We start from the raw sequence: 20,976 nt of genomic DNA on the forward strand, positions 1-20,976 counted from the left end.
CAGCAGTGACTCGGGGTGTCCGCCGCGCGGACTGAGAACACACCCGTACACACCTGATCTAGTTCGTACTAGCGGAGGGATGTCGCTCATGGACCACCGTGCGCCCACGCATCTTCAGCAAGACGCCGGCGCGCCCGGCACCGTCCTGGAGCGCCTGCGCTCCGCCACCCCCCTGGTGCAGTGCCTGACCAACGCCGTGGTCACCAACTTCACCGCCAACGTCCTGCTCGCCGCCGGCGCCGCGCCCGCCATGGTCGACGTGCCCGGCGAGGCCGGCGACTTCGCGCGGATCGCCTCCGCCGTCCTGGTGAACCTCGGCACCCCGCACCGGGAGCAGCGCGAGGCCATGATGGAGGCCGCCCGCGCCGCCCACGAGTACGGCACGCCGTGGGTCCTGGACCCCGTCGCCGTCGGCCCCCTCGCCCTGCGCACCGACTTCGCCCACTTGCTCCTGGAGCTGAACCCCGCGGTGATCCGCGGCAACGCCTCGGAGATCATGGCCCTGGCCGGCAGCGGGGCCGGCGGTCGCGGCGTCGACTCCACGGACGCCGTCGAAGCCGCCCTGCCCGCCGCCCGCGCGCTCAGCGAACGCACGGGCGCCGTCGTCGCCGTCTCCGGCCCCGTCGACCTGGTCACGGGACCGGGCGGGACGCTGCACGTCCACGGCGGCAGCGAGCTGCTCACCCGCGTCACCGGGGGCGGCTGCGCCCTCGGCGCGCTCGTCGCCGCCTGCGTCGCCTCCCACGGCGACCCGCTCCAGGCCACCGCGGCAGCGCACGCCTGGTACTCGGCCGCGGCGGAGGACGCCGCGGCGACGGCGGGCGGCCCGGGGACGTTCGCCCCCGCCTTCCTCGACGCGCTGGCGGGAACGACGCCGGAGCGGCTCGCCTCCGCGGGAGCCGTGCGATGAGCGCCGCGCAGAACGCCGTGTTCCACCACGGCTCCTTCCGCCTGGGCACCTACCTCGTCGCCGACTCGGCCAGCACGGCCGGGCGCCCGCTGCCGGAGGTCGTCGCCGCGGCCGTCGCCGGCGGCGTGGACATGGTCCAGCTGCGCTGCAAGGACGTCCCCGCCCGGGACTTCCTGGCCCTGGTCCTCGCCACGGCCCGGCACACCGCCGGGCGAGCGGCCCTGATCGTCAACGACCGGGTGGACGTCTTCCTCGCCGCGCGGGACGCCGGAGCCGTCGTCGACGGCATGCACATCGGCCAATCGGACCTGCCCGCCGACGCCGTGCGCCGCCTGATCGGGCCCGCCGCGATCCTGGGCCTCAGCGCGTCGCGGACCGCCCAGTTCGAGGCCGTCGCCGCCCTGCCGGAGGGGACCGTGAGCTACCTGGGCACGGGGGCCGTCCGCCCCACGCCCACCAAGAAGGACCACCCGGAACCGCTCGGCTTCGAGGGCCTGGCCGCGCTCACGGCCCGGGCCCCGCTGCCGTGCGTCGCGATCGGCGGGCTGGCCCACGGCGACGCCGCGGCCGTCCACGCCGCCGGGGCCGCCGGGATGGCGATCGTCCGGGCGGTGTGCGCCGCCGGGGATCCGGAGGCCGCGGCCCGTTCCCTGGCCGCCGAGTGGGCGGCCGTCACCCACCCCGGGGAGGCAAGCGCATGAGCGTCCCCAACATCCTCTCCGTCGCCGGCTCCGACCCGTCCGGCGGCGCCGGCATCCAGGCCGACCTGAAGTCGATCGCCGCGTGCGGCGGCTACGGCATGGCCGCCGTCACCGCGCTCACCGCGCAGAACACGCGCGGCGTCACCGGCGTCCACGTCCCGCCCGCCGCGTTCCTCGCCGAGCAGCTCGCCTCGGTCTCCTCCGACGTCCGGATCGACGCCGTGAAGATCGGCATGCTCGCCTCCGCGGAGCTCATCGACACCGTCGCCGCCTGGCTGCGCGCCCTGCGCGGGGGCGCCCCCGGGGACGACGCCGGAGCCCCCGTCGCCAGGGACGGCACCGAAGCCGCGGGTCCGGGCGGGCGGCGGGGCACCGGCGTCGTCCTGGATCCGGTGATGGTCGCCACGAGCGGCGACCGGCTGCTCGACGCCGACGCGGAGGCGGCGCTGCACGCCCTGCTGCCGCTCGCCGACGTCGTCACCCCCAACGTGCCCGAGCTCGCCGTCCTCACGGGCAGCGCCCCCGCCCCCACGTGGGACGAGGTCCTGGACCAGGCGCAACGGCTCGCCGCGCGGCACGGCGTCCTGGTGCTCGCCAAGGGCGGTCACCTCGCCGCGGACGGGCGCTGCCGCGACGCGCTCGTGGGCGCCGACGGGGTCCTGCTGGAGCTCGACGGCGTGCGCGTCGACACCGCCAACACGCACGGCACCGGGTGCTCGCTCTCCTCCGCCCTCGCCACGCTCTTCGCCCGCACCGGGTCCTGGACCGACGCCCTGCGGCTGGCCAAGCCGTGGCTCGAGGGGGCCCTGCGCGGGGCGGACCGGCTCGACGTCGGCGGCGGGCACGGGCCCGTGGACCACCTCGGCGCCCTCTGGGCCGGGCAGCGGCCCCCGTCCACGGACGCGCTCCTGTCCACGTGGTGGGACGGGATCGCCGGCCTGCGCGCGGGCATCGACCGGCTCGCGTTCATCCGCGGGCTCAAGGACGGGACGCTGGACCGCACCGACTTCGAGCACTACCTGGCCCAGGACGCCCTGTACCTGCGCACCTACGCGCAGGTCCTCTCCCGGGCCTCCGAACTCGCCCCGAACCCCCGGGAGCAGCGCTTCTGGGCCGCGGGAGCGCACGCGTGCCTCGAGGAGGAGCTGGTCCTGCACCGCACGCGGCTCGGCGGCGCGGAGCTGCCCGCGCCCACCGCGACGACGGCCGCCTACCTGAACCACCTCACCGCCTCCGGGCGCGGCTACCCCGAGCTCGTCGCCGCGATCCTGCCCTGCTACTGGCTCTACCAGGACGTGGGCTCGCGCCTCGCGGGGGCCGCGCACCCGGACCACCCCTACGGAGACTGGCTCGCGACCTATTCCTCCCCGGAGTTCGACGCGGCCACGCGGGACGCGATCGCGATCGTCGAGCTCACTGCTGCCCGGGCCCGCCCGGACGAGCTCGCCGCGATGCGGTACGCGTTCGACGAATCCTCGCGGCACGAGCTGCTCTTCTTCGCCCAGACGACGGCGGACGGGGACCCCGGCGGGGCCGGGGCCGCCTTCGCCGACACGTCACGGGCGGTGCGGGCCGGCGCCGAGTAGGATGCCGTGGGGGCGCGGCCGCACGGCGCCGCGCCCTGCCCGCACCGAACCGGAAGAGCCCCATGAGCAGCACGACGCCCGGCCAGCCCGCCCCCACCCCCCGCACCGACGCGCCGCCGCGGCACCCGCTCGGCCTCGGCTGGACGCTCCACGGCGACGGGCGCACCATCCGCCCCGGCACGGTCGTGGCGCCCGACGAGCGGCTCGGCTGGTTCCAGACCGCCGGAATCGGCGTGCAGCACGTCATGGCGATGTTCGGCGCCACCGTGCTCGTGCCGACCATCACCGGGTTCCCGGTCACCACGACCCTGCTGTTCTCCGGCATCGGCACCCTGCTCTTCCTGGTGGTCACCGCCGGGCGCGTGCCGAGCTACCTCGGCTCCTCCTTCGCGTTCATCGCCCCCGTCACGGCCTCCATGAGCGCGCACGGCATGGCCGGGGCGCTCGGCGGGATCGTGGTGGCCGGCGCGGCGCTGTTCCTCGTGGGCCTCGTGGTCCAAAGGGCCGGCACGGGGTGGATCCACGCCTTCATGCCCCCCGTCGTCATGGGCACGATCGTGGCGCTCATCGGCCTGAACCTGGCCTCCACGACCTTCCCCGCGATGAAGGAGTTCACGCTCACCACGTTCACGACCGTCGCGGCGATCGTCGTCTCCGCCGTGCTCTTCCGCGGCCTGCTGGGGCGCCTGTCCATCCTGCTCGGCATCGTCGTCGGCTACCTCGTGGCCCTCGCCCAGGGCCAGGTGGACTTCTCGAAGGTCGGCGACGCGTCCTGGCTGGGCCTGCCGCCGTTCGCCCTGCCCGCGTTCCACCTGGACGTGATGGTCCTGTTCCTGCCCGTGGTGTTCGTCCTGGTCGCCGAGAACATCGGCCACGTCAAGACCGTGGGCCTGATGACCCGGCGCAACCTGGACGGCGTCAACGGCCGCGCCCTGATGGCCGACGGCGCCGCGACCGTCCTGGCCGGCGTCGGCGGCGGCTCCGGCACCACGACCTATGCGGAGAACATCGGGGTCATGGCCTCCTCCCGCGTCTACTCCACCGCCGCCTACTGGGTCGCCGGGACCGTGGCCATCCTGGTGTCCTTCCTGCCGCAGTTCGGCGCCGTCATCAACACCATCCCGCAGGGCGTCAGCGGCGGCGCGGGGATCGTCCTGTACGGCATGATCGGCATCATCGGCGCCCGCCTGTGGGTGCAGAACCAGGTCAACTTCTCCAACCCCATCAACCTCATGACCGCCGGCACCGGACTGATCATCGCGATCGCCATGGGCAGCGAGTCCCTCGAGGTCGGCGGCATGAAGTTCGGCGGGATCGCGCTCGGCACCGCCGCCACGCTGCTCGTCTTCCACGCCATGACCGCGATCGCCCGCGTCCGCGGCACGGAGCCCACCGACGCCCCGGAGGACACGGGCACCGAGCCCAGCAAGCTCGGCTGAGCCCGGCGGCGGCCCCACCCGCGCACCGGTAGGATGGCCCGGTGGCAGAGTGGAACCGGGAGTGGGCCTCCGAGCAGTGGCAGGCCGGGGTCCGGGAATGGATCTCCATGGTCCTGGACACCTACTCGCTGGCCCAGACCGGCCCCCTGGAGCAGAAGCGGATCCGGCTCTGGTCCACGCAGATCGTGGTCCCCACCGACCACGGGCGGCTGTACTTCAAGGCGAACAACCCGGGCCAGCAGGGCGAGGCCTCGGTCACGGCGACGGCAGCCAACCTGGCGCCCGAGCAGCTCGTCATGCCGCTCGCGATCGAACCGGCCCGCGGCTGGATGATCTCCCCCGACTACGGCGACACGCTGACGTCCCTGCCGAGCACGGACTACCAGCTGTGGGTCCGCCTCGTGTGCGACTTCGCGAGGCTCCAGCTCGAGCTCGTCCCCTTCGGCGACACGCTGTTCGACGCGGGGCTTCTGCACATGGACCCGGCCTGGCTGCCCGCCTACATCGACGAGCAACTGGTCCTGCATGCCTCGATGCCTCCCGAGCACCCCCTGCACCTGCCCGCGCGCGACGCGGAGGACCTGCACCGCCAGCTCGACGTCATCCACGGGATGTGCGATTACCTCGCCGCCGGGCCCGTGCCCTTGACGCTGGAGCACAACGACCTGCACCGGAACAACACCTTCCTGCCCTCCACCCCGGACGAGCCGCTGCGCTTCATGGACCTCGGCGACGCGTACTGGGCCCACCCGTTCTCCAGCCTCGGCCGGCCCATCGCCGCGATGTGCGAGGAGCTCGGCACGACGCCGTCGGACCCGCGGATCCGGCGCGTGGTCACGGCCTACCTGGAGCAGTGGCGGGAGTACGGCACGGTCGAGCAGCTGCGCCCCTACGTGGAACCGGCCCTGAGGATCGGGAAGATGCAGGCGCACGGGACGTGGATGCGGATCCTTTCCGGAGCGGACGAGGACGAGCTGCGGCGCTACGCGCACCTGACCCTGCGTCCCCTGGCAGAGCTCATCCAGCCGGTCCTGGGATAGCCGCCACCCCGCCGGCGGGGTCAGCGCTGCGGCCAGGCTCCCCGTTCGGCCAGGACGCCCGCCAAGAGGTCGGCCCGGTCCGTCATGATCCCGTCGACCCCGAGGTCGATCAGCCGGCGCATGTCGCCTGGCTCGTCCACGACCCACACGTGCACGTGCAGGCCCTCGGAATGCGCGTGGGCCAGGAAGCGCGGCGTCACGAGGGGCAAGCGGCCGGACCGCTCCGGCACCTGCAGCGCCACGACGCCGCGCAGCCACGGCCGCAGGAGCCGCTGCAGCCCCAGCGCGGACAGCAGCGTGAAGGCCGCGACGAGCGGAGCTCCCGGGCTCGCGGCCAGGGGTCCGGGCACGCGCCGCTGGACGGCGCGGCGGCGGGCGTCGGAGAAGGAGGCCACGAGCACGCGGTCCCGCGCCCCGTACTGCTCGATCAGGCGCGCCATCGGCTCCGCCCCGGCCGCGTCCTTGAGGTCCACGTTCAGGTGCACGTCCGGCCAGGCGGCCAGGAGCTCCTCGAAGGTGGGGATCGGCTCCGTGCCGGCGACCCGGAAAGCCCCGAGCTCCGCCGCCGTGTGGTCGCCGAGCCGGCCCGACCCGTCCGTGGTGCGCTCGAGCGTCTCGTCGTGGAAGACCATGAGGACGCCGTCCCGGCTGGTCCGCACGTCCAGCTCGAGGTAACGGAATCCCAGCTCGACGGCGGCGCGGAACGCGGCCATCGTGTTCTCCGCCCCGTCCGGCGCGAAGCCGCGATGGGCGAAGGCGAGCGGTCCCCGGGCAGAACCGGGGAGGCTACGATGCAGGTACGGAACCCCGCGCGGGACCGGTGCGTTCACGCGTGACACTCTACGGCAGGAGGCGGCCCGTGGCCCTCGTCCGGCTCGCGCACGGATCCCCCGGTCCGAGCGCCCGGGAGAACCTGGACCTCGTGCGTGCCTGGGCGGAGGCCGCGGCGTACGACGGCGCGGCCGTGCTCGTGACCCCCGAGCTGTTCTGCGCACCGGATCCCACCGCGTCCGGCGGGGCGCTCAGGGCCCGCTTCGCCGAGATCGCGCGCACCTCCGGGATCGCCCTGGTCGCCTCGAGCCCGGAGCACGACGCCGGGGCGCGCTTCGTTGCGCTGAGCTGGTGGGACCGCTTCGGGAACCTCGGCGGGCACGTCCGAAAGCACCGCCCCGGCCCCGCCCAGCTCGCGTCCGGCTTCAGCGCGTGGGACGGACCTCCGGCGGCTGCGGCCCTGCAGGGCGAGGGCCTCGAGGGCGGCGTCATCTGCTGTGCCGACGACGTGGAGATCCCCGAGTTCGCGGCCTTCCTGGAGCATTCCGGCGCCGCGCGGGCGCTCGTGTCGGGCTCCGAAACCACCGCCCTCCTTGAATTCCGTAACGCGCATATACCCGATTCGGCATACTGGAATCCGATGAGAACGGGCGTGCCGTTTTCCCAACGCGGCCCCCTGCCCCAACCGCTCCTGCGCCCCTTGCCGCGGCCCTACGCCGGTTGGTTCGACGCCCGGCCGCCGGAACCGCGCGACGGATCCTGAGCGACGGCTCAACGGCTGCGGCGGGTTAGCGGGGCGTTTCGGCGAGGAGGTCCTCGATAACGCGGGCCACGCCGTCGTCCTCCAGGCTCCGGGCCAGTCCGGCGGCGGCCGCCTTGGCCAGCGGGTGCCCGGAGTCCATGGCATAGCCGCGGCCGGCCCAGGCGAGCATCTCGACGTCGTTCGGCATGTCCCCGAAGGCCACGACGTCCCCGGCCCCGAAGCCGTGCCCGGCGGCGAAGCGCTCCAGGGCCACGGCCTTGTTCACGTCCGGGCGGGCCATCTCCAGCAAGGCGACCCCCGGGGCGGAATGCGTCAGGGCCACGAGGTCCGCCACGGCCGGGTGCACGGCCTCGAAGAACACGTCCGCCGTCGGCGCGGAGGACTTCGCCAACAGCTTCACGACGCCCTCGGCCTCGAGCCGCTCGAGGGGGAACCAGTCCGGCTGGACCCCGTCGAGCCGGCGGAGCTCGGCGGGTTCCACGAACCCCGGTTCCACGTAGAGTCCCAGCGTGGTCTCCGCGGCGAAGCGGGCGCCGGGCTCCAGCCCCAGGATCCGCTCCCGGACCTCTTCGACGGCGGCCGTCGGCAGCGGAGAGGCCTCGAGGATGCGCTCCTCCTCCAGGTCGTACACGAGCGCGCCGTTGGAGCAGATCACCGTGCCGAGGTGGCCGAAGGCGCGCTGGACGGGGCCGAGCCAGCGGAACGGGCGGCCCGTCACGAACACCACGTGGATCCCGGCCTCGCGGGCGCCGCGGAAGGCCGCGACCGTTCTCGGCGAGATGCTGCCGTCAGGATGCAGGATGGTCCCGTCGATGTCGCTCGCAATCAGGCGCATGGCGTGGGCGCCGGGCTAGGGGATCTCGTGGCGGTACGGCGGGTTGGCGCCGGCCCGGGACACCGTGATCGCGGCGGCGCGCGCGGCGTAGTCCAGGATCTCCCCGAGCTGGCCGGGCGTCAGTTGGCGCAGGGCCTCCCGCCGGGCGGCGCCGACGAGCTCGCGGTCGGCGAGCGCCGAGACGAGCGCGGCCATGAAGGAGTCGCCGGCGCCGACGGTGTCCACGACGTCGACGACGGGCGCCTGGGCGCGCGCCGGACCCCCGGCCACGAGCCCCCACGGGCCGCGCGAGCCGTAGGTGGCCACGACCATCGCCGGGCCCATCGCGAGCCAGGCCGCGGCCGTGTCCTCGACGCTGCGGTTCGGGTAGAGCCATTCCAGGTCGCTGTCGCTCGCCCGGACCACGTCGCTCAGGGCCACGAAGCGCTCGACCTGCGCGACGGCGTCGGAATGGTCCTCGACGAAGCTCGGGCGCACGTTGGGGTCGAAGGTGATGGTCGCGTGCGGGCGCGCCCGGCGGACGGCGGCGAGGACGGTGCCCGCCCCGGGTTCCACGACGGTGGCGATCGATCCGGTGTGCAGGACCTGGGCGTCGTCGAGGGCGCGGTGCGCCACCGCCTCGAAGCCGGAGAGGTCCCAGACGAGGTCGAAGTCGTACGTCGCGGCGCCGACGGGGTCCAGGACGCCGCGGGCGGTGCTCGTCGGGAACCCGTCCGGGGACAGGACCTCCCGCACCGAGTTCTCCGCGAGGTGCTGGTGGATCTTCCGCCCGAAGTCGTCGTCGCCGTAGCGGCCCACGAACGTCACGGGATGCCCGAGCCGGGCCAGGCCCACGGCGACGTTCATCGGGCTTCCCCCGACGTAGCTCTTGGGTGCGGCGAGCCCTCCGGACAGGACGTCCACCAGGGCCTCGCCCATGACTGTCAGCACAATGAACCCTCTCGGAGTCGACGCGGTGAACTCAATATACCGGGGCGAACGCCTCCGCCGCCGCCACGCAGGCCGCCCAGGCCGTGGATTCCGGGTTGATCAGGGCGTAGTGGTCTCCCGGGGTCCAGTGGAAGCGCACCGGGTCCCCCGCGGCGCGGGCCGCCTCGGCGTAGCGGATCCCCTGCGCGGACGGGACGTCGAGGTCGGCGTCTGCGTGCATCACGGCGACGGGGACGCCGATCGGCAGCATCGCGAGCGGGTCGGCGCCGCGCCATCGGGCGGGCTCCTCGTCCGGGTCCGCGCCGAGCAGGATCCGGGCGGCGCCGTCGCTCAGCTGCCGGGCCGCGGCGTCGTGCAGGCACAGCACCCCCGACTGGCTCACGACGCCGGCGGGACGCAGGAGCGGTTCCGCGCCGGGCGACCCGGCGGGCAGGACGTGCCGCCCGGCCGCCCACACCGCGAGGTGCCCGCCGGCCGAGTGGCCGATCAGCACCACGGGTCCCGGATCGAGCCCGAGCCCGGCGAACGCCCCGGGGATCAGATCCAGTCCCGCCGCGACGTCCTCGAACGTCTCCGGCCATCCTCCGCGGTCGTCCCCGGGCCCACCGGTGCGCCGGTACTCGAGGTTCCAGGCGGCCCAGCCCCGCGCCGCGAGGTCGGCGGCGAGCGGGCGGCCGAGCCCGGCGTCGTACTCGGTACGCCAGTATCCCCCGTGGATGACGACGGCGGTGCCGCGGTGGGTGCCCGACGGCAGGGTCAGTTCGGCGTACTGGCTCGGCGCGTCCCCGTAGCGGTGCACGGCGGGTCCGCGCGGGGACGGGGTCACGGGGCGGGCGGACACGGGATCGGCGGGCACCTGCTCGGCGGGCACGTTCTCAGCGGCCGGGGAACGCGGCGCGTTCCTTCGCCACGAATGCGGCGCGGCCCACGGCCGAGTCCTCGGTCGTGAACGCCTCGCGGAAGCTCTCCGCCTCCACCTCGAGCCCCTCCGCGACCCCCAGGCCCTGGACGCGGTGCATGGTGCGCTTGGCGTTGGCGACGGCCGTCGGCGAGACCCGGGCGAGCTCGGCGATCGTGGCACGCGCGCCGTCCATCAGGGCCGCGGCGTCGTCGAACACCCGGTTGACGAGGCCGATTCCGTGGGCGTGCCGCGCGTCGATGCGCCGGCCCGTGAAGATCAGCTCGCGCGCCTGACCCGCGCCGACGCGCTGCTGCAGGCGCACCGAGCCGCCGAATCCGGGGACCAGGCCCAGGGCGACCTCGGGCTGGCCGAAGGAGGCGTCCGCGGAGGCGTAGATGAAGTCGCACGCCAGGGCCAGCTCGCAGCCGCCTCCGAGGGCGAAGCCGTTGACCGCGGCGATCACGGGCACGGGCAGCTCCTCGAGGCGCAGCGTCACCTGGTGCATGCGCCGGCCGTAGGCCTCGGCCGTGGCGGGGTCCATGCCGTCCATCTCGCGGATGTCCGCCCCGGCCACGAAGGCCTTGGCCCCGGCGCCCGTGAGGACGATCCCGCGCACCGGCCAGTCGGCGTCGCGGCCGATCCCCTCCAGCCGCCCGGTGAGCTCCAGGAGGTCGTCGACGACCTGGTTGGCCAAGGCGTTCAGCGCCTCGGGGCGGTTGACCGTGACGATCAGGGCGTCGCCGTCCTGCTCGAGGCTCAGCGTGGCGTAGCTTCCCCAGTCCATGGGCGCTCCTTTGCGTGGTGGCGGTGCGGCCGCGGGGCCGCCGTGCTGTGGCCAGCATGCCAGATCCCGCCGCCGGGGCTCCAGCGGGCGCCGTGCGGCGGCTGCCGCGTGCCCGGGAGCCGCGGGCCCGGCTACTGCGTGCGCGGCGGGTACTTGGCGTACTTGCGGAACTGGTTCGCGGCGCTGATGGCGAGGTAGAGCAGCCGCCGCGGGTGCCGCTCGGCACGGTAGCGCAGGGGGTTCACGGCCCGGCGGGCGCGGAGCAGGCGGGCGGCCTTCCCGCCGACCGGCCCGCGCAGGTGCCGCTTGAGCAACGGGGCGGGCAGGACGGTGTAGAGCACCTCGGCGTCGGCCACGGCCATCCCCTCGGGCAGCCCCGACGGCTCGAAGTCCGGGCCCAGGGCCGAGCGCACGTAGTAGCGGGCCGCGTTGTGGCCCGCGGCCGTGACGTAGTAGTGGTTGCGGCCCAGGCGCGGATTCAGCTCGAAGAACTTCACCACGCCGTCCCGGGGATCCAGCTTGGCGTCGAACATCCCGAACCCCGTCCAGCCGAGGTGCTCGAGGATCCGCCTGCCCTGGGCGATGACCTCGTCGTCGCGGGCCACGACGATCGCCGCCGAGTTGCCCAGCACGATCGGGGCGTGCTCCTCCACGACCACCTCGCCGTAGGCGGCGAGGCGCACCGAGCCGGGGGCGTCGCAGAAGTACGTGCACAGGCGCATGTTCTCGTCGCCGCCCGGAATCGACTCCTGGAGGATGAACGTGCCCTCGTAGCCGGAGGACGCGATCCGCTCCAGCAGGTCCTCGAGTTCCGCGCGGTCCGCGATCGAGTGCACCTTCTGCTTGCCCGCGAACCTCGCCCGCACCCATGCGGAGGAGTCCGACGGCTTCCCGATGAGGGGGAACGGCAGCTCGGCGGGCAGGGGCCGGGGGTGGGCCCCGGCGTCGTACTCGATCGTGACGGGATGAGGCACGCCCAGCTCGGCGCACAGGGCGTAGAAGTTCTGCTTCAGCGCAGCGCGCTCCATGAGTTCGAGCGGCACGTAGGGGATCGTGTAGAGCGGCTCGAGACGCGCGCGGTGGCGCGTGATGAGCATGACCTGCAGGTCCAGCGATCCGCACAGCAGGAGCGGGCGCGGGTTCGCGCCGTTCCCCGTGAGCTCCGCCCCGAGCGCCAGGAGGTGCGCGACGACGGCGGACTCGTCCACCATGGTGCCCGCCGGGCGGACGTCCACGGCGACCGAGTGTTCCAGGACGCCGTTGGACTGCGCGGGAACGGCGGCGCTGACGACGCCGTAGGCCTCGTGGAACTCGCGGGCCAGGGAATAGGTGCCGATGTCCCCGCCGAGGATGACGGGGACGAACGGTTGGGAGTCCGGAATGCGCATGGGCTCCACGCTACCGGCGCGCCACGGGGAGTTCTCCCCATCGCCACGCCCGCCGGGGCGCGCTAGCGTCGTGTCCGGACGCGGCACCGGCCGCGTCGGGACCCCGGGAGGCCACGGTGAAGTACGAGCTCGACGTGGGCGGCATGCGCACGCTGCTCAACACCCTCGACACCACGGTCCTGGACCTGCCGCAGGACGTGGTCGCGCTCGAGGACGCCGTCGCGGCACTGAAGGGCGCTCTGGGCGGCAGCCGCGGCGCGGCCCGCACCGAGCGCCTCGGCGAGGACGTGCTGGGACCGGACGGCCTCGCCGTCGTCGTGCGCTGCGAGAACGCGGCCGCCGCCGGGCGGGGCGTGCTCGACGCCGTCGTCGACGGGGACGAGCGGATGGCCGACGACGCCCGCGCCAAGGCGTCCTGACGCCATGGTCTACTACCCGCTCGGCGTCGACCTCTCCGCCACCGACGAGCTCCCCGACGCCGAGGCCGTCCGCACCGCCGCGGGCACGCTCAAGGATGCCGCGCAGGACGTCTACGACCACGTCGAGGCCGCGCACACCACGTGGGCGGGGCTGCCCGGGGTCTACGACGGGCCCGGGGAACCCGCGCTCTTCGCGGCCTTCGCCCGGCCGCTGACCGACGCCGAGGACCTCCTCGGCTCGGAGGAGACGGTCCGGACCGCGGCGCGCGCCCTCGCCACGGCGATCACCTCGCTGAAGACCCGCCGCACCACCCTGCGGGACACGACCCTGCCCGCGAAGGAGGCGGAGGTCGACCGGGCCACGGACGCCGCCGACCCCCTCCACCACCAGCTGATCGTCGCCCTGGCCCGGGCCGAGCTGCAGGGCATCGCGGACGGCATCGCCGAGGACTGGGAGGCCGCCCAGGACGACTACGACACGGCGCTGGACGGGATCGCCCGGACCGCCACGGACACCACCGCCCACTTCGACTACGGGACGAACTCGGCCGCCGTCTCGACCGCGCGCGAGCTCTTCGAGGCCGCCACCCGCCCCGGGGCGACGGGCGCGGACGTCTCCGCCTACTACGCGCACCTGGCCACGCTCACGCCGGAGCAGATCGAGGCCCTCGGCGCGGCCCACCCCGAGACCCGCGCCACCGCGCCGCCCCTGCCGGTCACGGCCGCGGACCTGGACACGTTCCCGGGCGGGCGCGAGGGCGCCGCCTGGTGGAACGGGCTCGGCGAGGAGGCCCGGGCAGCGCTCCTCGCGACCCTCCCGGCGCTCGTGGGCAACACGCAGGGCGTCCCCTATGCGACGCGGGACGCCGCCAACCGCACCACCCTCGCCCTGGTCCTCGACGACCCCTCCTACACGGCGGAGCAGCGGGCCGCCTACCGGAACATCCGCGAGGCGCTCCTGCCGGCCGGTCCGGACAGCGGACCGCGCGGGCTGCTCTCCTTCAGCCCCGACGGGCGCCCGCTCGCGGCCGTCTCGATCGGCGACGTCGACCACGCCGGGAACGTGACGTTCTCGGTCTCCGGCATGGGCAGCGGCACCCACAACACGACGGGCGAGATGGACAACCTCCAGGACGTCTACGACGGCCTCGGCCCCGGGAGCGCGGCCGTGCTGTGGCTCGGCTACGACTCGCCCGACCTGCCGCAGCACCTGGACACCGCGGGCAGCCCGGAGGTGCTCAACGTGGCGCAGGCCGACGTCGGCGGGACCGCCCTGGCGCACGCGCTCGACGGCTTCCACGAGACGCGCTCCGCCCACGGGGACCGGGAGGTCCCGCAGGTCAACGTCGTCGCCCACTCCTACGGCACCACGACGGCGGCCTACGCCCTGACCCGCACCGAGCACGCCGTGGACCACTTCGTGATGTACGGCTCGGCGGGGATCGATCCGGGCGCCGCGGACCACGCGTCCGACTTCAACGTGAGGGACGGCAACGTCTGGGCGACCCTGGCCTACAAGGACCCCTGGGCGCCGATCGGCCAGGTCGGCTCCTTCTTCGGCGACGTACCCCGGATCAGCCCCACGGACGACGCGTTCGGGGCGCGGGTCTTCTCCTCCGACGGCGAGGGGAACATCCCGGGCCACGCCGGCACGGGCCACGACCAGGTCGCCGGGTCCGCGAACGACGACGGCTGGGGCTACATCGAGCCCGGCAGCCAGTCCTACAACTCGATCATGGCGATCCTCGACGGCCGCGGGGAGTCGATCGAGCTCATCGGGCAGTCCCGGCGGGACACGATGATCGAGGACGTCACGGCCCGGGTCCGTTCCATCGAGGAGGCGTACCAGAACGTCCAGCAAGGCATCGACGACGCGCAGCTGCGCGGCAACGCGCGCTACGACGCGTTCCAGGACGCCGTCTCCGGGTACGTCGACCGGCAGCAGGATGGGGCGAACGCCGCCGTCGACGGGACGCAGCGGCGGGTCGACTCCGCCGTCGACCGCGGCCAGGACGGGGCGGGCTCGCTCATCGACCGCCTGCAGTCCGGGGCCACGCGGCACCTTCCCGGCCCGGTCTCGACGCTGGTCAACGGGGGCGTGGACGCGGGTCAGTCGGTGCTCGACGCCGGGATCGACGCCGGCCAGCACGTCGTGAACAGGGGCGTGGACGCGGGCCAGGGGCTCGTGAACCTGGCTGTCGACGGATTGCAGGGGGCGGGCCACGGCGGGCTCGAGGCCCTCCAGGACCTCGGCAACGGCGCCACGGACGCGCTCCAGGGCGGCGCGGAGCGGGTGCACGACGGCCTGGTCGAGGCCGGGAAGGACGCGGTGACGGGGACGCGGCGCGTCGTCGAGCACCTCACCCGCACCGAGGGGTTCGACGTCGAAGCCGCCATGGATCGTGGAAGGAAGTTCCTCGATGGCCTCAATCCCCTCTAACCCCGCCCGGGAGGACGACGCCGGACGGACGGCCGTGGGGGCCCGTCCCCTCCCGCGGGGCGCCGTGTCGCCCGGGTCCGCCCGGCGGGCCGGTTACCGTAGCGTGGGCTCCATGTTGTCCCGCACCGCCGTCGTCCGGCTCGCCGCCACCCTGATCGCGGCCGGGCTCGCGCTCGGTGCCGCCGCCTGCTCCCCCGCCGCCGAACCATCCCCAGGAGGCTCCACCGCCATGAACCCCACCACCGGATCCGGGTCCGCGGGCGGCCCCGCCGCGCCCGGCAACGCGAGCGCCGAGGAGCTCATGGGCTCGGCGCTCGAGGAGGCCGAGGCCCTCATGGAGGCCTTCCCCGGGACCTGGACGGGCCGCGAGGGGACCCCCTATGCGGCCCGGGACTACCGCGACGGACTGGTCCCGCAGCGCTGCGCCGGCCCGCAGGAGGACGTCTTCCAGTTCCGCCTCGCGCTCTTCGGGCCCGCCCAGGATTCCGCCGAGGAGGCGCTGGCGGTGGCGGAGGCCTTCCTCGTGGAGCGGGGCTACACGCTGCTCGACGGGGCGGGGATCGGCCCGGACGGCCAGGCGAGCACCACGGGGCTGCGGGACGATGGACGCCGCGCGGCCCTCACGGCGGGCCCGGCCGGGATCCGCTACCAGCTCGCGGGCGAATGCTCGACGCACGCCTCGCTCGCCGGGCTGCTCGAGGACCGGCTCGAGGGATCGTAGGCCGGCCCGGGCTACGCCCCGGAGGTCTCGGCGTGGGGGCCGTGGAGCCCGGCGTCGAGGGCCGCGCGGACCTCGTCGACGAGCTCCTGCATGTGGCGCTCGGCCGCGGCACAGTCCCCCGCGGCGACGGCGGCCGCGACCTCCTCGTGCCGCTTGAGCGCGATCTCGCGGGGATTAAAGGGCATCAGGCCCTGGTGCGTGCGGCCGGCCAGGACCTCCGCCACGACCTCGTGCAGCGCCGCGAACATCGAGTTCCCGCTCTCCTCGAGCAGGAGCCGGTGGAAGGCGGTATCGACTGCGAGGAAGCCCTCGAGGTCGCCGGCCTCGCCCAGCCGGCGCAGCTCGCCGGCGAGGTCGGTCAGGCGCGTCCGGGCCTCGTCGGCGGCCAGGCGGGCGGCACCCGCGGCGGCGAGGGGCTCGACGGCGATGCGCAGCTGGGTGAGCTCCGTGAACTGCTCCTGGCGCCCGGGACCGGCGAGGCGCCACGCGATGACGCGCGGGTCGTAGCGGTTCCAGTGGCGCGGATCGTGGACGACGAGCCCGAGGCGCCGCTTGGGGTAGACGAGCCGCAGGGACTCAAGCACGCGCATGCAGTCGCGGACGACCGTGCGGGAGACGCCGAAGCGCTCTTGCAGCCCGCCGAGCGTGAGCCGGGATCCCGGGGCCAGGACGCCGTCGACGATCTCGCGGCCGAGCTCCTCGATGAGGCGCTCCTGGAGGACGTCGGCACCGGCGGGCAGGTTCATGCTCCGATCCTAGCCAGCACGGCGCCACTCGGCCAGAACAGGTACTACCTTTGCGGATTCAAAGGTGCTATCTTTTATCCGAATCCGGCCCACGCCCGTGGACCCAGGCCAACGATGTCCTCCCAGGAGCCCCCATGGCAGAACCGCCACCCCCGCCCGCGACCCACCTCGTGGTGATGGGCGTCTCCGGGTCCGGCAAGACCACCCTCGCCTCCCACCTGGCCCGCCGCCTCGGCTGGCCGGCCGCCGAGGCCGACGACTTCCACTCCCGGGACAACATCGCCAAGATGGCCGCCGGGACCCCGCTCACCGACGACGACCGCTGGCCCTGGCTGCGCTCGATCCGCGACTGGATGGCCGGGCAGGGGACCGGGCACGCCGGAAGCATCGTCACGTGCTCCGCCCTCAAGCGCAGCTACCGCGACCTCCTCCGCGAAGCCCCGGGCCGCGTGCTCTTCCTCCACGTCACCGGCGATCCGGCGCTCATCACGGACCGCATGGAACACCGCGCCGGGCACTTCATGCCCCCCGGGCTCCTCCCCAGCCAGCTCGAGACGCTCGAGGCGCTGGAAGGCGACGAGTCCGGCGTCGTCCTCGTCAACGACTCCAGCGAGGAAGACCTGCTGCGGCGGGCCCTCGCGTCCCTCGACCTCCACCCCACCCCCTCACCCACGACCACGGAGACCCCATGACCCTCGAAGGTTGGACCCAGACCCTGGGCGCAGGACCCCTGCTCGGCATCGCCGCCGCGGCCATCGCCGTCCTGCTGTTCCTCATCATGAAGCTGCGGATGCACGCGTTCATCGCGCTCATCGTCGTCAGCCTCCTCACCGCGTTCGCGACCGGCATCCCCGCCGGGAGGATCGTCTCCGTGCTCACGGGGGGCTTCGGCTCCACGCTGGCCAGCGTCGCCCTCCTCGTGGGCCTCGGCGCGATGCTCGGCCGGATCGTCGAGACCTCCGGCGGCGCCAAGGTCCTCGCCGACTACCTCATCGACAAGTTCGGGGAGAAGCGGGCGCCGTTCGCCCTGGGCGTCGCGTCGCTGCTGTTCGGCTTCCCGATCTTCTTCGACGCCGGCCTCGTCGTCATGCTGCCCGTCGTCTTCGCCGTCGGACACCGGCTCGGCGGCTCCGTGCTCAGCTACGGCCTGCCCGCCGCCGGCGCGTTCTCCGTCATGCACATCTTCGTCCCGCCGCACCCCGGGCCCGTCGCCGCGAGCGAGTTCTTCGGCGCGAACGTCGGCTACGTGATGATCGTCGGCCTGATCGTAGCCCTCCCCACCTGGTACGTCACGAGCTACCTGTTCGGCCTCTGGGCCGGACGCAAGTGGGTGCTGCCGATCCCGTCGATCCTCGGCCAGGCGGACGCCGAGCACGAGGCCAACCCGCCGCGCTTCGCGACCGTGGTCTCCGTGCTGCTGCTCCCGCTGCTCCTGATCTTCCTCAACACGGGCCTGAACACGCTCAACTCCGCGGGCGTCCTGCCCGAGGGCTCCGCCGACACGCTCTGGTACCAGGTCCTGCGCACGCTCGGCGACACCCCCGTCGCGCTCCTGATCTCCCTCCTCGTTGCCGCCCTCGCACTCGGGCTGCGCCGCGGCATGAACTCCACCGCGATCGAGCAGGTCATGGAGCAGGCGCTCGGCCCCGTCTGCTCCGTCATCCTCATCACGGGCGCCGGCGGCATGTTCGGCGGCGTCCTGCGCACCTCCGGCATCGGCGACGCCCTCGCCGACGTCCTGGGCGACCTCGGCGTCCCGCTCCTGCTGGCCGGCTTCCTGATCTCCGGCGTCCTGCGCATCGCCCAGGGCTCGGCGACCGTGGCCCTGACGACGACCGCGGGGCTGCTCACGACCGCCGTCGCGGCCGCCGGGATGAACGACTTCCAGCTCGCCACGATGGTCGTGGCCGTCGCCGCGGGCTCGGTGATCGCCTCGCACGTCAACGACTCGGGCTTCTGGCTCGTCGGCCGCTTCTTCGACATGGACGTCAAGACGACCCTGAAGACGTGGACCGTGCTCGAGACGCTCATCGGCGTCATGGGCTTCGGAATCGCGGCCGGTATCTTCGCCCTGGCCTCGATCGGCTGACGCCCGGGCCGCGGCCGGCGCTCAGCGCTTGCCGCGGCCCCCGGGCTTGCGCGGGCCGCCCTTGCCGGAGCCCTTCGGCTTCCCGGAGCCCTTGGACGGCCCCGCGCCCTTCGATCCGCCGGCACGCTGGCCGCCCCGGGTCGACGGGGCGGCCGAGGACTGCCGCCGCTTCTGCGCCTTCGCGGCCTCGGCCTGCTGGCGCTCCTGCACGGACGGCTGCCGGGACGAATTGGCGCCGCGCCCGCGCACGATCCCCACGAACTCCTCGATGAGCGGATCCTCGGGATCGTCGCCCTGCGGCCGGCGCCACGCCAGGCCGATCCGCGTCGTCGGCGCCCCGGCGAGCACGCGGTGGACCACGTCCTTGCGCTGGTACAGGCGGGCCACGGACAGGGGCAGCACCACGACCCCGGCGCCGGAACCGACGACCTCGAGCGCCATCCGCACCCCGCCGATCTCGGGCGGGTAGTCGTCGAGGTCCAGGACGGTGAAGCCGGCGAGCTCGGAGGCGGGGACCTCGTCGTCGTACAGTTCCACGTCGTGCTCCTTCGGTGCGCACACGACCGGAAGCTCCTCGTAGAGCGGGATGACGTGGAGCGCCGCCCCCGCGGGGGACTGCCCGTCGGGGAAGCGGAGGAACACGAGCTCGGCCCCGCCCCCCTCGAGCACCTCGAGCGGGTCGCCGGACTCGAGCAGTCGGGCCTCGACGGGCGCGTCGGGATAGCGGTCCCGCCAGCGGTCCAGCCACTTGCCCGGCGTGACCCCGGGGACGAACGCGATTCTCAGTCCTGGCACGCACCCACCCTACCGCCGCGGCCGGTACCCTTGAGGTCATGAGTCCCAAGACCCCGCAGACCATGATGCCTGCCACCGCCGCGAAGAAGCTCGGCATCTACCTCCCCGCCGCACCCGCGGAGTTCCAGGAGAACGGGGTCACGCGCGAGGCGCTGAACGAGCTCCTCAACGAGCCGCCGCAGTGGCTCGTGGACCTGCGCCAGAACGGTCCGCACCCGCGCCCCGTCGTGGCGCAGAAGCTCAACGTCTCCATCTCCGGCCTGGCCCGCGCCGGCATCACCGAGGCCCTGACGACCGCCGAGATCGAGGCGCTGCTCGCCGACCGTCCGGAGTGGCTCCAGGCCGAGCGCGCCAACATGGCCGCCGTCCGCGCCGAGGAGAAGCGCGTCCGCGAGGCCGCCGCGGCGAAGCAGGGTTCCGGGCCCGCCGACGCCTGACGGGCGGACCCGAAGACAGCACGACGCCGGGGCCCCCTTCCGTCCGGAAGGGGGCCCCGGCGCCGTACCCGGCCCTGGTGCCCGCCCCCGAAGGACCGCGGCCCGCTAGCTGGCCGTCTTGACGATGTACACGTCGCAGGGGGCGTTGAGCGCGGTGGCGCTCGCGACCGAGCCGAGCACGCGGCCCAGCCCCTTCATGCCGACGTTGCCGACGACGATCAGCTGGGCGCTGCTGCGCGTGGCCTCCTCGACGAGCGCCTCGGCCGGCTTGCCCTTGACGGCGACGGCCTCGACCTGGGCGCCGGGGACCTGCTCGCGCAGCTTCACGGCGGTCTTCTCGGCGAGCTTCTGGGCCTGCTCCGCGTCGTCGAGGATCCAGGTATCGCTGCCGATCTGCACCACCTCGGTGTTGTCCTTTGCGTGGGCGGTGACGACGCGCAGCGTCGCGCCGAGGCCCGCGGCGACGGTGGCCGCCCGCGAGGCGGCCTTGAAGGACGTCTCGCTGCCGTCGACCCCGACGATGACCGTTCCTGACATGTGTTCCTCCTGGGTTGGTGTTACGTGACGTGCTGGTGCAGGAACGCGAGGGAGCGTTCCCAGGCCTGGCGGGACGCCTCGGGGCGGTAGTTGCCCTGCGGGTTGGCGTCGTTGTGGAAGGCGTGCGGGGCGTCGTAGTAGAAGAACTCGACGTCGGCCCCGGACTCGCGGCGGATCTGCTCCTCCTGGGCGCGGGCCTGCTCCACGGGGTAGAACCCGTCCTGCTCGGCGTAGTGGCCCTGGACCGCGGCGGTGAGCCGCGCGTAGGAGTCCGGGACGGCCTGGCCCACGCCGTAGTAGGGGACGGCCGCCGAGACCCTTGGCCCCTGCTGCGCGGCGAGCGCCAGGACGAATCCACCGCCCATGCAGAAGCCGATCGCCCCGACGGTCTCCGACGTCACGGCGTCGAGGGAGAGCAGGTGGTCCACGGCGCCGGCGAGCAGGCGGGCGCCGTCCTCGGCGGGCAGGCGGGACATCATCTCGGCGGCCTCGTCGCCGTCGTGCGTGATCCAGCCGCCGTAGAGGTCCGGCGCGAGCGCGACGAAGCCCTCGGCCGCGAGCCGGTCCGCGACGTCCCGGATGTGGTCCGTGAGGCCCCACCATTCCTGGATGACGATCACGCCGGGGCCCGAGCCCGACTCCGGCAGTGCGAGGTAGCCGTGGGCGGGCGTGCCCGCCGAGTCGAAGGCGGTGTTCTGGTGCGGGGTCTTCTCGGCCACGCGGGCTCCTTCCGAGGTTGCGGTT

At 74.0% G+C, this 20,976-nt stretch carries 22 protein-coding genes and 1 riboswitch; of the genes, 12 read left to right on the forward strand and 10 right to left on the reverse strand.

Going from position 1 to position 20,976, the window contains the following annotated elements:
* Position 1 precedes the first annotated feature (1 nt).
* Positions 2-97, forward strand: a riboswitch (TPP riboswitch).
* The 5 genes from thiM to ACQ3I4_RS13295 all read left to right on the forward strand — a co-directional run bounded on the left by thiM (position 89) and on the right by ACQ3I4_RS13295 (position 5,676).
* Entirely contained in the window at positions 89-910 is an 822-nt protein-coding gene (gene thiM, locus ACQ3I4_RS13275; protein ID WP_329861932.1) for a hydroxyethylthiazole kinase, read from the forward strand. It overlaps the preceding riboswitch by 9 nt.
* On the forward strand, positions 907-1,611 hold the full coding sequence (gene thiE, locus ACQ3I4_RS13280) for a thiamine phosphate synthase (protein ID WP_329861933.1): 705 nt from the start codon (positions 907-909) through the stop codon (positions 1,609-1,611). Before thiM ends, thiE begins: the two co-directional genes overlap by 4 nt.
* Complete coding sequence (locus ACQ3I4_RS13285) at positions 1,608-3,197, forward strand: PfkB family carbohydrate kinase (RefSeq protein WP_329861934.1); 1,590 nt, start codon at positions 1,608-1,610, stop codon at positions 3,195-3,197. The genes thiE and ACQ3I4_RS13285 overlap by 4 nt, the downstream gene beginning before the upstream one ends.
* 62 nt (positions 3,198-3,259) lie before the next feature.
* Positions 3,260-4,636, forward strand: a complete 1,377-nt coding sequence (locus tag ACQ3I4_RS13290) for a uracil-xanthine permease family protein (protein ID WP_329861935.1) — start codon at positions 3,260-3,262, stop codon at positions 4,634-4,636.
* 41 nt (positions 4,637-4,677) lie between these two features.
* On the forward strand, positions 4,678-5,676 hold the full coding sequence (locus ACQ3I4_RS13295; protein WP_329861936.1) for a hypothetical protein: 999 nt from the start codon (positions 4,678-4,680) through the stop codon (positions 5,674-5,676).
* 20 nt (positions 5,677-5,696) lie between these two features.
* Here ACQ3I4_RS13295 and ACQ3I4_RS13300 read toward each other — a convergent pair whose 3' ends face one another.
* Complete coding sequence (locus tag ACQ3I4_RS13300; protein ID WP_329861937.1) at positions 5,697-6,506, reverse strand: glycerophosphodiester phosphodiesterase; 810 nt, start codon at positions 6,504-6,506, stop codon at positions 5,697-5,699.
* Positions 6,507-6,535: 29 nt separating this feature from the next.
* Between ACQ3I4_RS13300 and ACQ3I4_RS13305 the strand changes: the two genes are divergently transcribed.
* Positions 6,536-7,210 (forward strand): nitrilase-related carbon-nitrogen hydrolase, encoded by a 675-nt coding sequence (locus ACQ3I4_RS13305; RefSeq protein WP_430633717.1) that lies wholly within the window; start codon positions 6,536-6,538, stop codon positions 7,208-7,210.
* A gap of 25 nt (positions 7,211-7,235) precedes the next feature.
* On the opposite strand, the gene ACQ3I4_RS13310 is transcribed toward ACQ3I4_RS13305, so the two are convergent.
* From ACQ3I4_RS13310 to ACQ3I4_RS13330, 5 genes are all read right to left on the reverse strand, one after another.
* Positions 7,236-8,045 (reverse strand): HAD family hydrolase, encoded by an 810-nt coding sequence (locus tag ACQ3I4_RS13310; RefSeq protein WP_329861939.1) that lies wholly within the window; start codon positions 8,043-8,045, stop codon positions 7,236-7,238.
* A gap of 15 nt (positions 8,046-8,060) precedes the next feature.
* Entirely contained in the window at positions 8,061-8,975 is a 915-nt protein-coding gene (locus ACQ3I4_RS13315; RefSeq protein ID WP_329861940.1) for a carbohydrate kinase family protein, read from the reverse strand.
* A 31-nt stretch (positions 8,976-9,006) separates the two neighbouring features.
* On the reverse strand, positions 9,007-9,846 hold the full coding sequence (locus tag ACQ3I4_RS13320; protein ID WP_430633718.1) for an alpha/beta hydrolase: 840 nt from the start codon (positions 9,844-9,846) through the stop codon (positions 9,007-9,009).
* A gap of 4 nt (positions 9,847-9,850) precedes the next feature.
* Positions 9,851-10,660: an enoyl-CoA hydratase/isomerase family protein gene (locus tag ACQ3I4_RS13325; RefSeq protein ID WP_430633719.1), complete on the reverse strand. Its 810-nt coding sequence runs from the start codon at positions 10,658-10,660 to the stop codon at positions 9,851-9,853.
* A 131-nt stretch (positions 10,661-10,791) separates the two neighbouring features.
* The gene (locus ACQ3I4_RS13330; protein ID WP_329861943.1) at positions 10,792-12,048 is read right to left on the reverse strand and encodes a carbamoyl-phosphate synthase; all 1,257 of its coding nucleotides are present in this window, start codon (positions 12,046-12,048) and stop codon (positions 10,792-10,794) included.
* A gap of 116 nt (positions 12,049-12,164) precedes the next feature.
* On the opposite strand from ACQ3I4_RS13330, the gene ACQ3I4_RS13335 reads away from it, so the two are divergent.
* From ACQ3I4_RS13335 to ACQ3I4_RS13345, 3 genes are all read left to right on the forward strand, one after another.
* The gene (locus tag ACQ3I4_RS13335; RefSeq protein WP_329861944.1) at positions 12,165-12,467 is read left to right on the forward strand and encodes a hypothetical protein; all 303 of its coding nucleotides are present in this window, start codon (positions 12,165-12,167) and stop codon (positions 12,465-12,467) included.
* Between the two features lie 4 nt (positions 12,468-12,471).
* Entirely contained in the window at positions 12,472-14,907 is a 2,436-nt protein-coding gene (locus tag ACQ3I4_RS13340; protein WP_430633720.1) for an alpha/beta hydrolase, read from the forward strand.
* Between the two features lie 112 nt (positions 14,908-15,019).
* Entirely contained in the window at positions 15,020-15,628 is a 609-nt protein-coding gene (locus ACQ3I4_RS13345) for a hypothetical protein (protein WP_329861946.1), read from the forward strand.
* 11 nt (positions 15,629-15,639) lie between these two features.
* Here the strand turns inward: ACQ3I4_RS13345 and ACQ3I4_RS13350 are convergent, their stop codons facing one another.
* Positions 15,640-16,374: a FadR/GntR family transcriptional regulator gene (locus ACQ3I4_RS13350; protein WP_329861947.1), complete on the reverse strand. Its 735-nt coding sequence runs from the start codon at positions 16,372-16,374 to the stop codon at positions 15,640-15,642.
* Positions 16,375-16,508: 134 nt separating this feature from the next.
* Between ACQ3I4_RS13350 and ACQ3I4_RS13355 the strand changes: the two genes are divergently transcribed.
* Entirely contained in the window at positions 16,509-17,066 is a 558-nt protein-coding gene (locus ACQ3I4_RS13355) for a gluconokinase (protein ID WP_329861948.1), read from the forward strand.
* Positions 17,063-18,463 (forward strand): GntP family permease, encoded by a 1,401-nt coding sequence (locus ACQ3I4_RS13360; protein ID WP_430633721.1) that lies wholly within the window; start codon positions 17,063-17,065, stop codon positions 18,461-18,463. Before ACQ3I4_RS13355 ends, ACQ3I4_RS13360 begins: the two co-directional genes overlap by 4 nt.
* A gap of 21 nt (positions 18,464-18,484) precedes the next feature.
* Here ACQ3I4_RS13360 and ACQ3I4_RS13365 read toward each other — a convergent pair whose 3' ends face one another.
* Complete coding sequence (locus ACQ3I4_RS13365; RefSeq protein WP_430633722.1) at positions 18,485-19,258, reverse strand: substrate-binding domain-containing protein; 774 nt, start codon at positions 19,256-19,258, stop codon at positions 18,485-18,487.
* Positions 19,259-19,296: 38 nt separating this feature from the next.
* Here ACQ3I4_RS13365 and ACQ3I4_RS13370 point away from each other — a divergent pair, with 38 nt between their 5' ends.
* On the forward strand, positions 19,297-19,695 hold the full coding sequence (locus ACQ3I4_RS13370) for a DUF5997 family protein (RefSeq protein WP_430633723.1): 399 nt from the start codon (positions 19,297-19,299) through the stop codon (positions 19,693-19,695).
* Positions 19,696-19,800: 105 nt separating this feature from the next.
* On the opposite strand, the gene ACQ3I4_RS13375 is transcribed toward ACQ3I4_RS13370, so the two are convergent.
* Both ACQ3I4_RS13375 and ACQ3I4_RS13380 read right to left on the reverse strand, forming a co-directional pair.
* A complete protein-coding gene (locus ACQ3I4_RS13375) occupies positions 19,801-20,232 on the reverse strand; it encodes a universal stress protein (protein WP_329861952.1) in 432 nt (143 codons plus the stop codon).
* 20 nt (positions 20,233-20,252) lie between these two features.
* Positions 20,253-20,951, reverse strand: coding sequence for a dienelactone hydrolase family protein (locus ACQ3I4_RS13380; RefSeq protein WP_430633724.1), 699 nt, complete (start codon positions 20,949-20,951; stop codon positions 20,253-20,255).
* Positions 20,952-20,976: the final 25 nt, after the last annotated feature.

Origin of the sequence: Zafaria sp. Z1313, from assembly GCF_050563205.1 — a bacterium.
In the GTDB taxonomy this organism is placed as follows: Bacteria; Actinomycetota; Actinomycetes; order Actinomycetales; family Micrococcaceae; genus JAZDCJ01.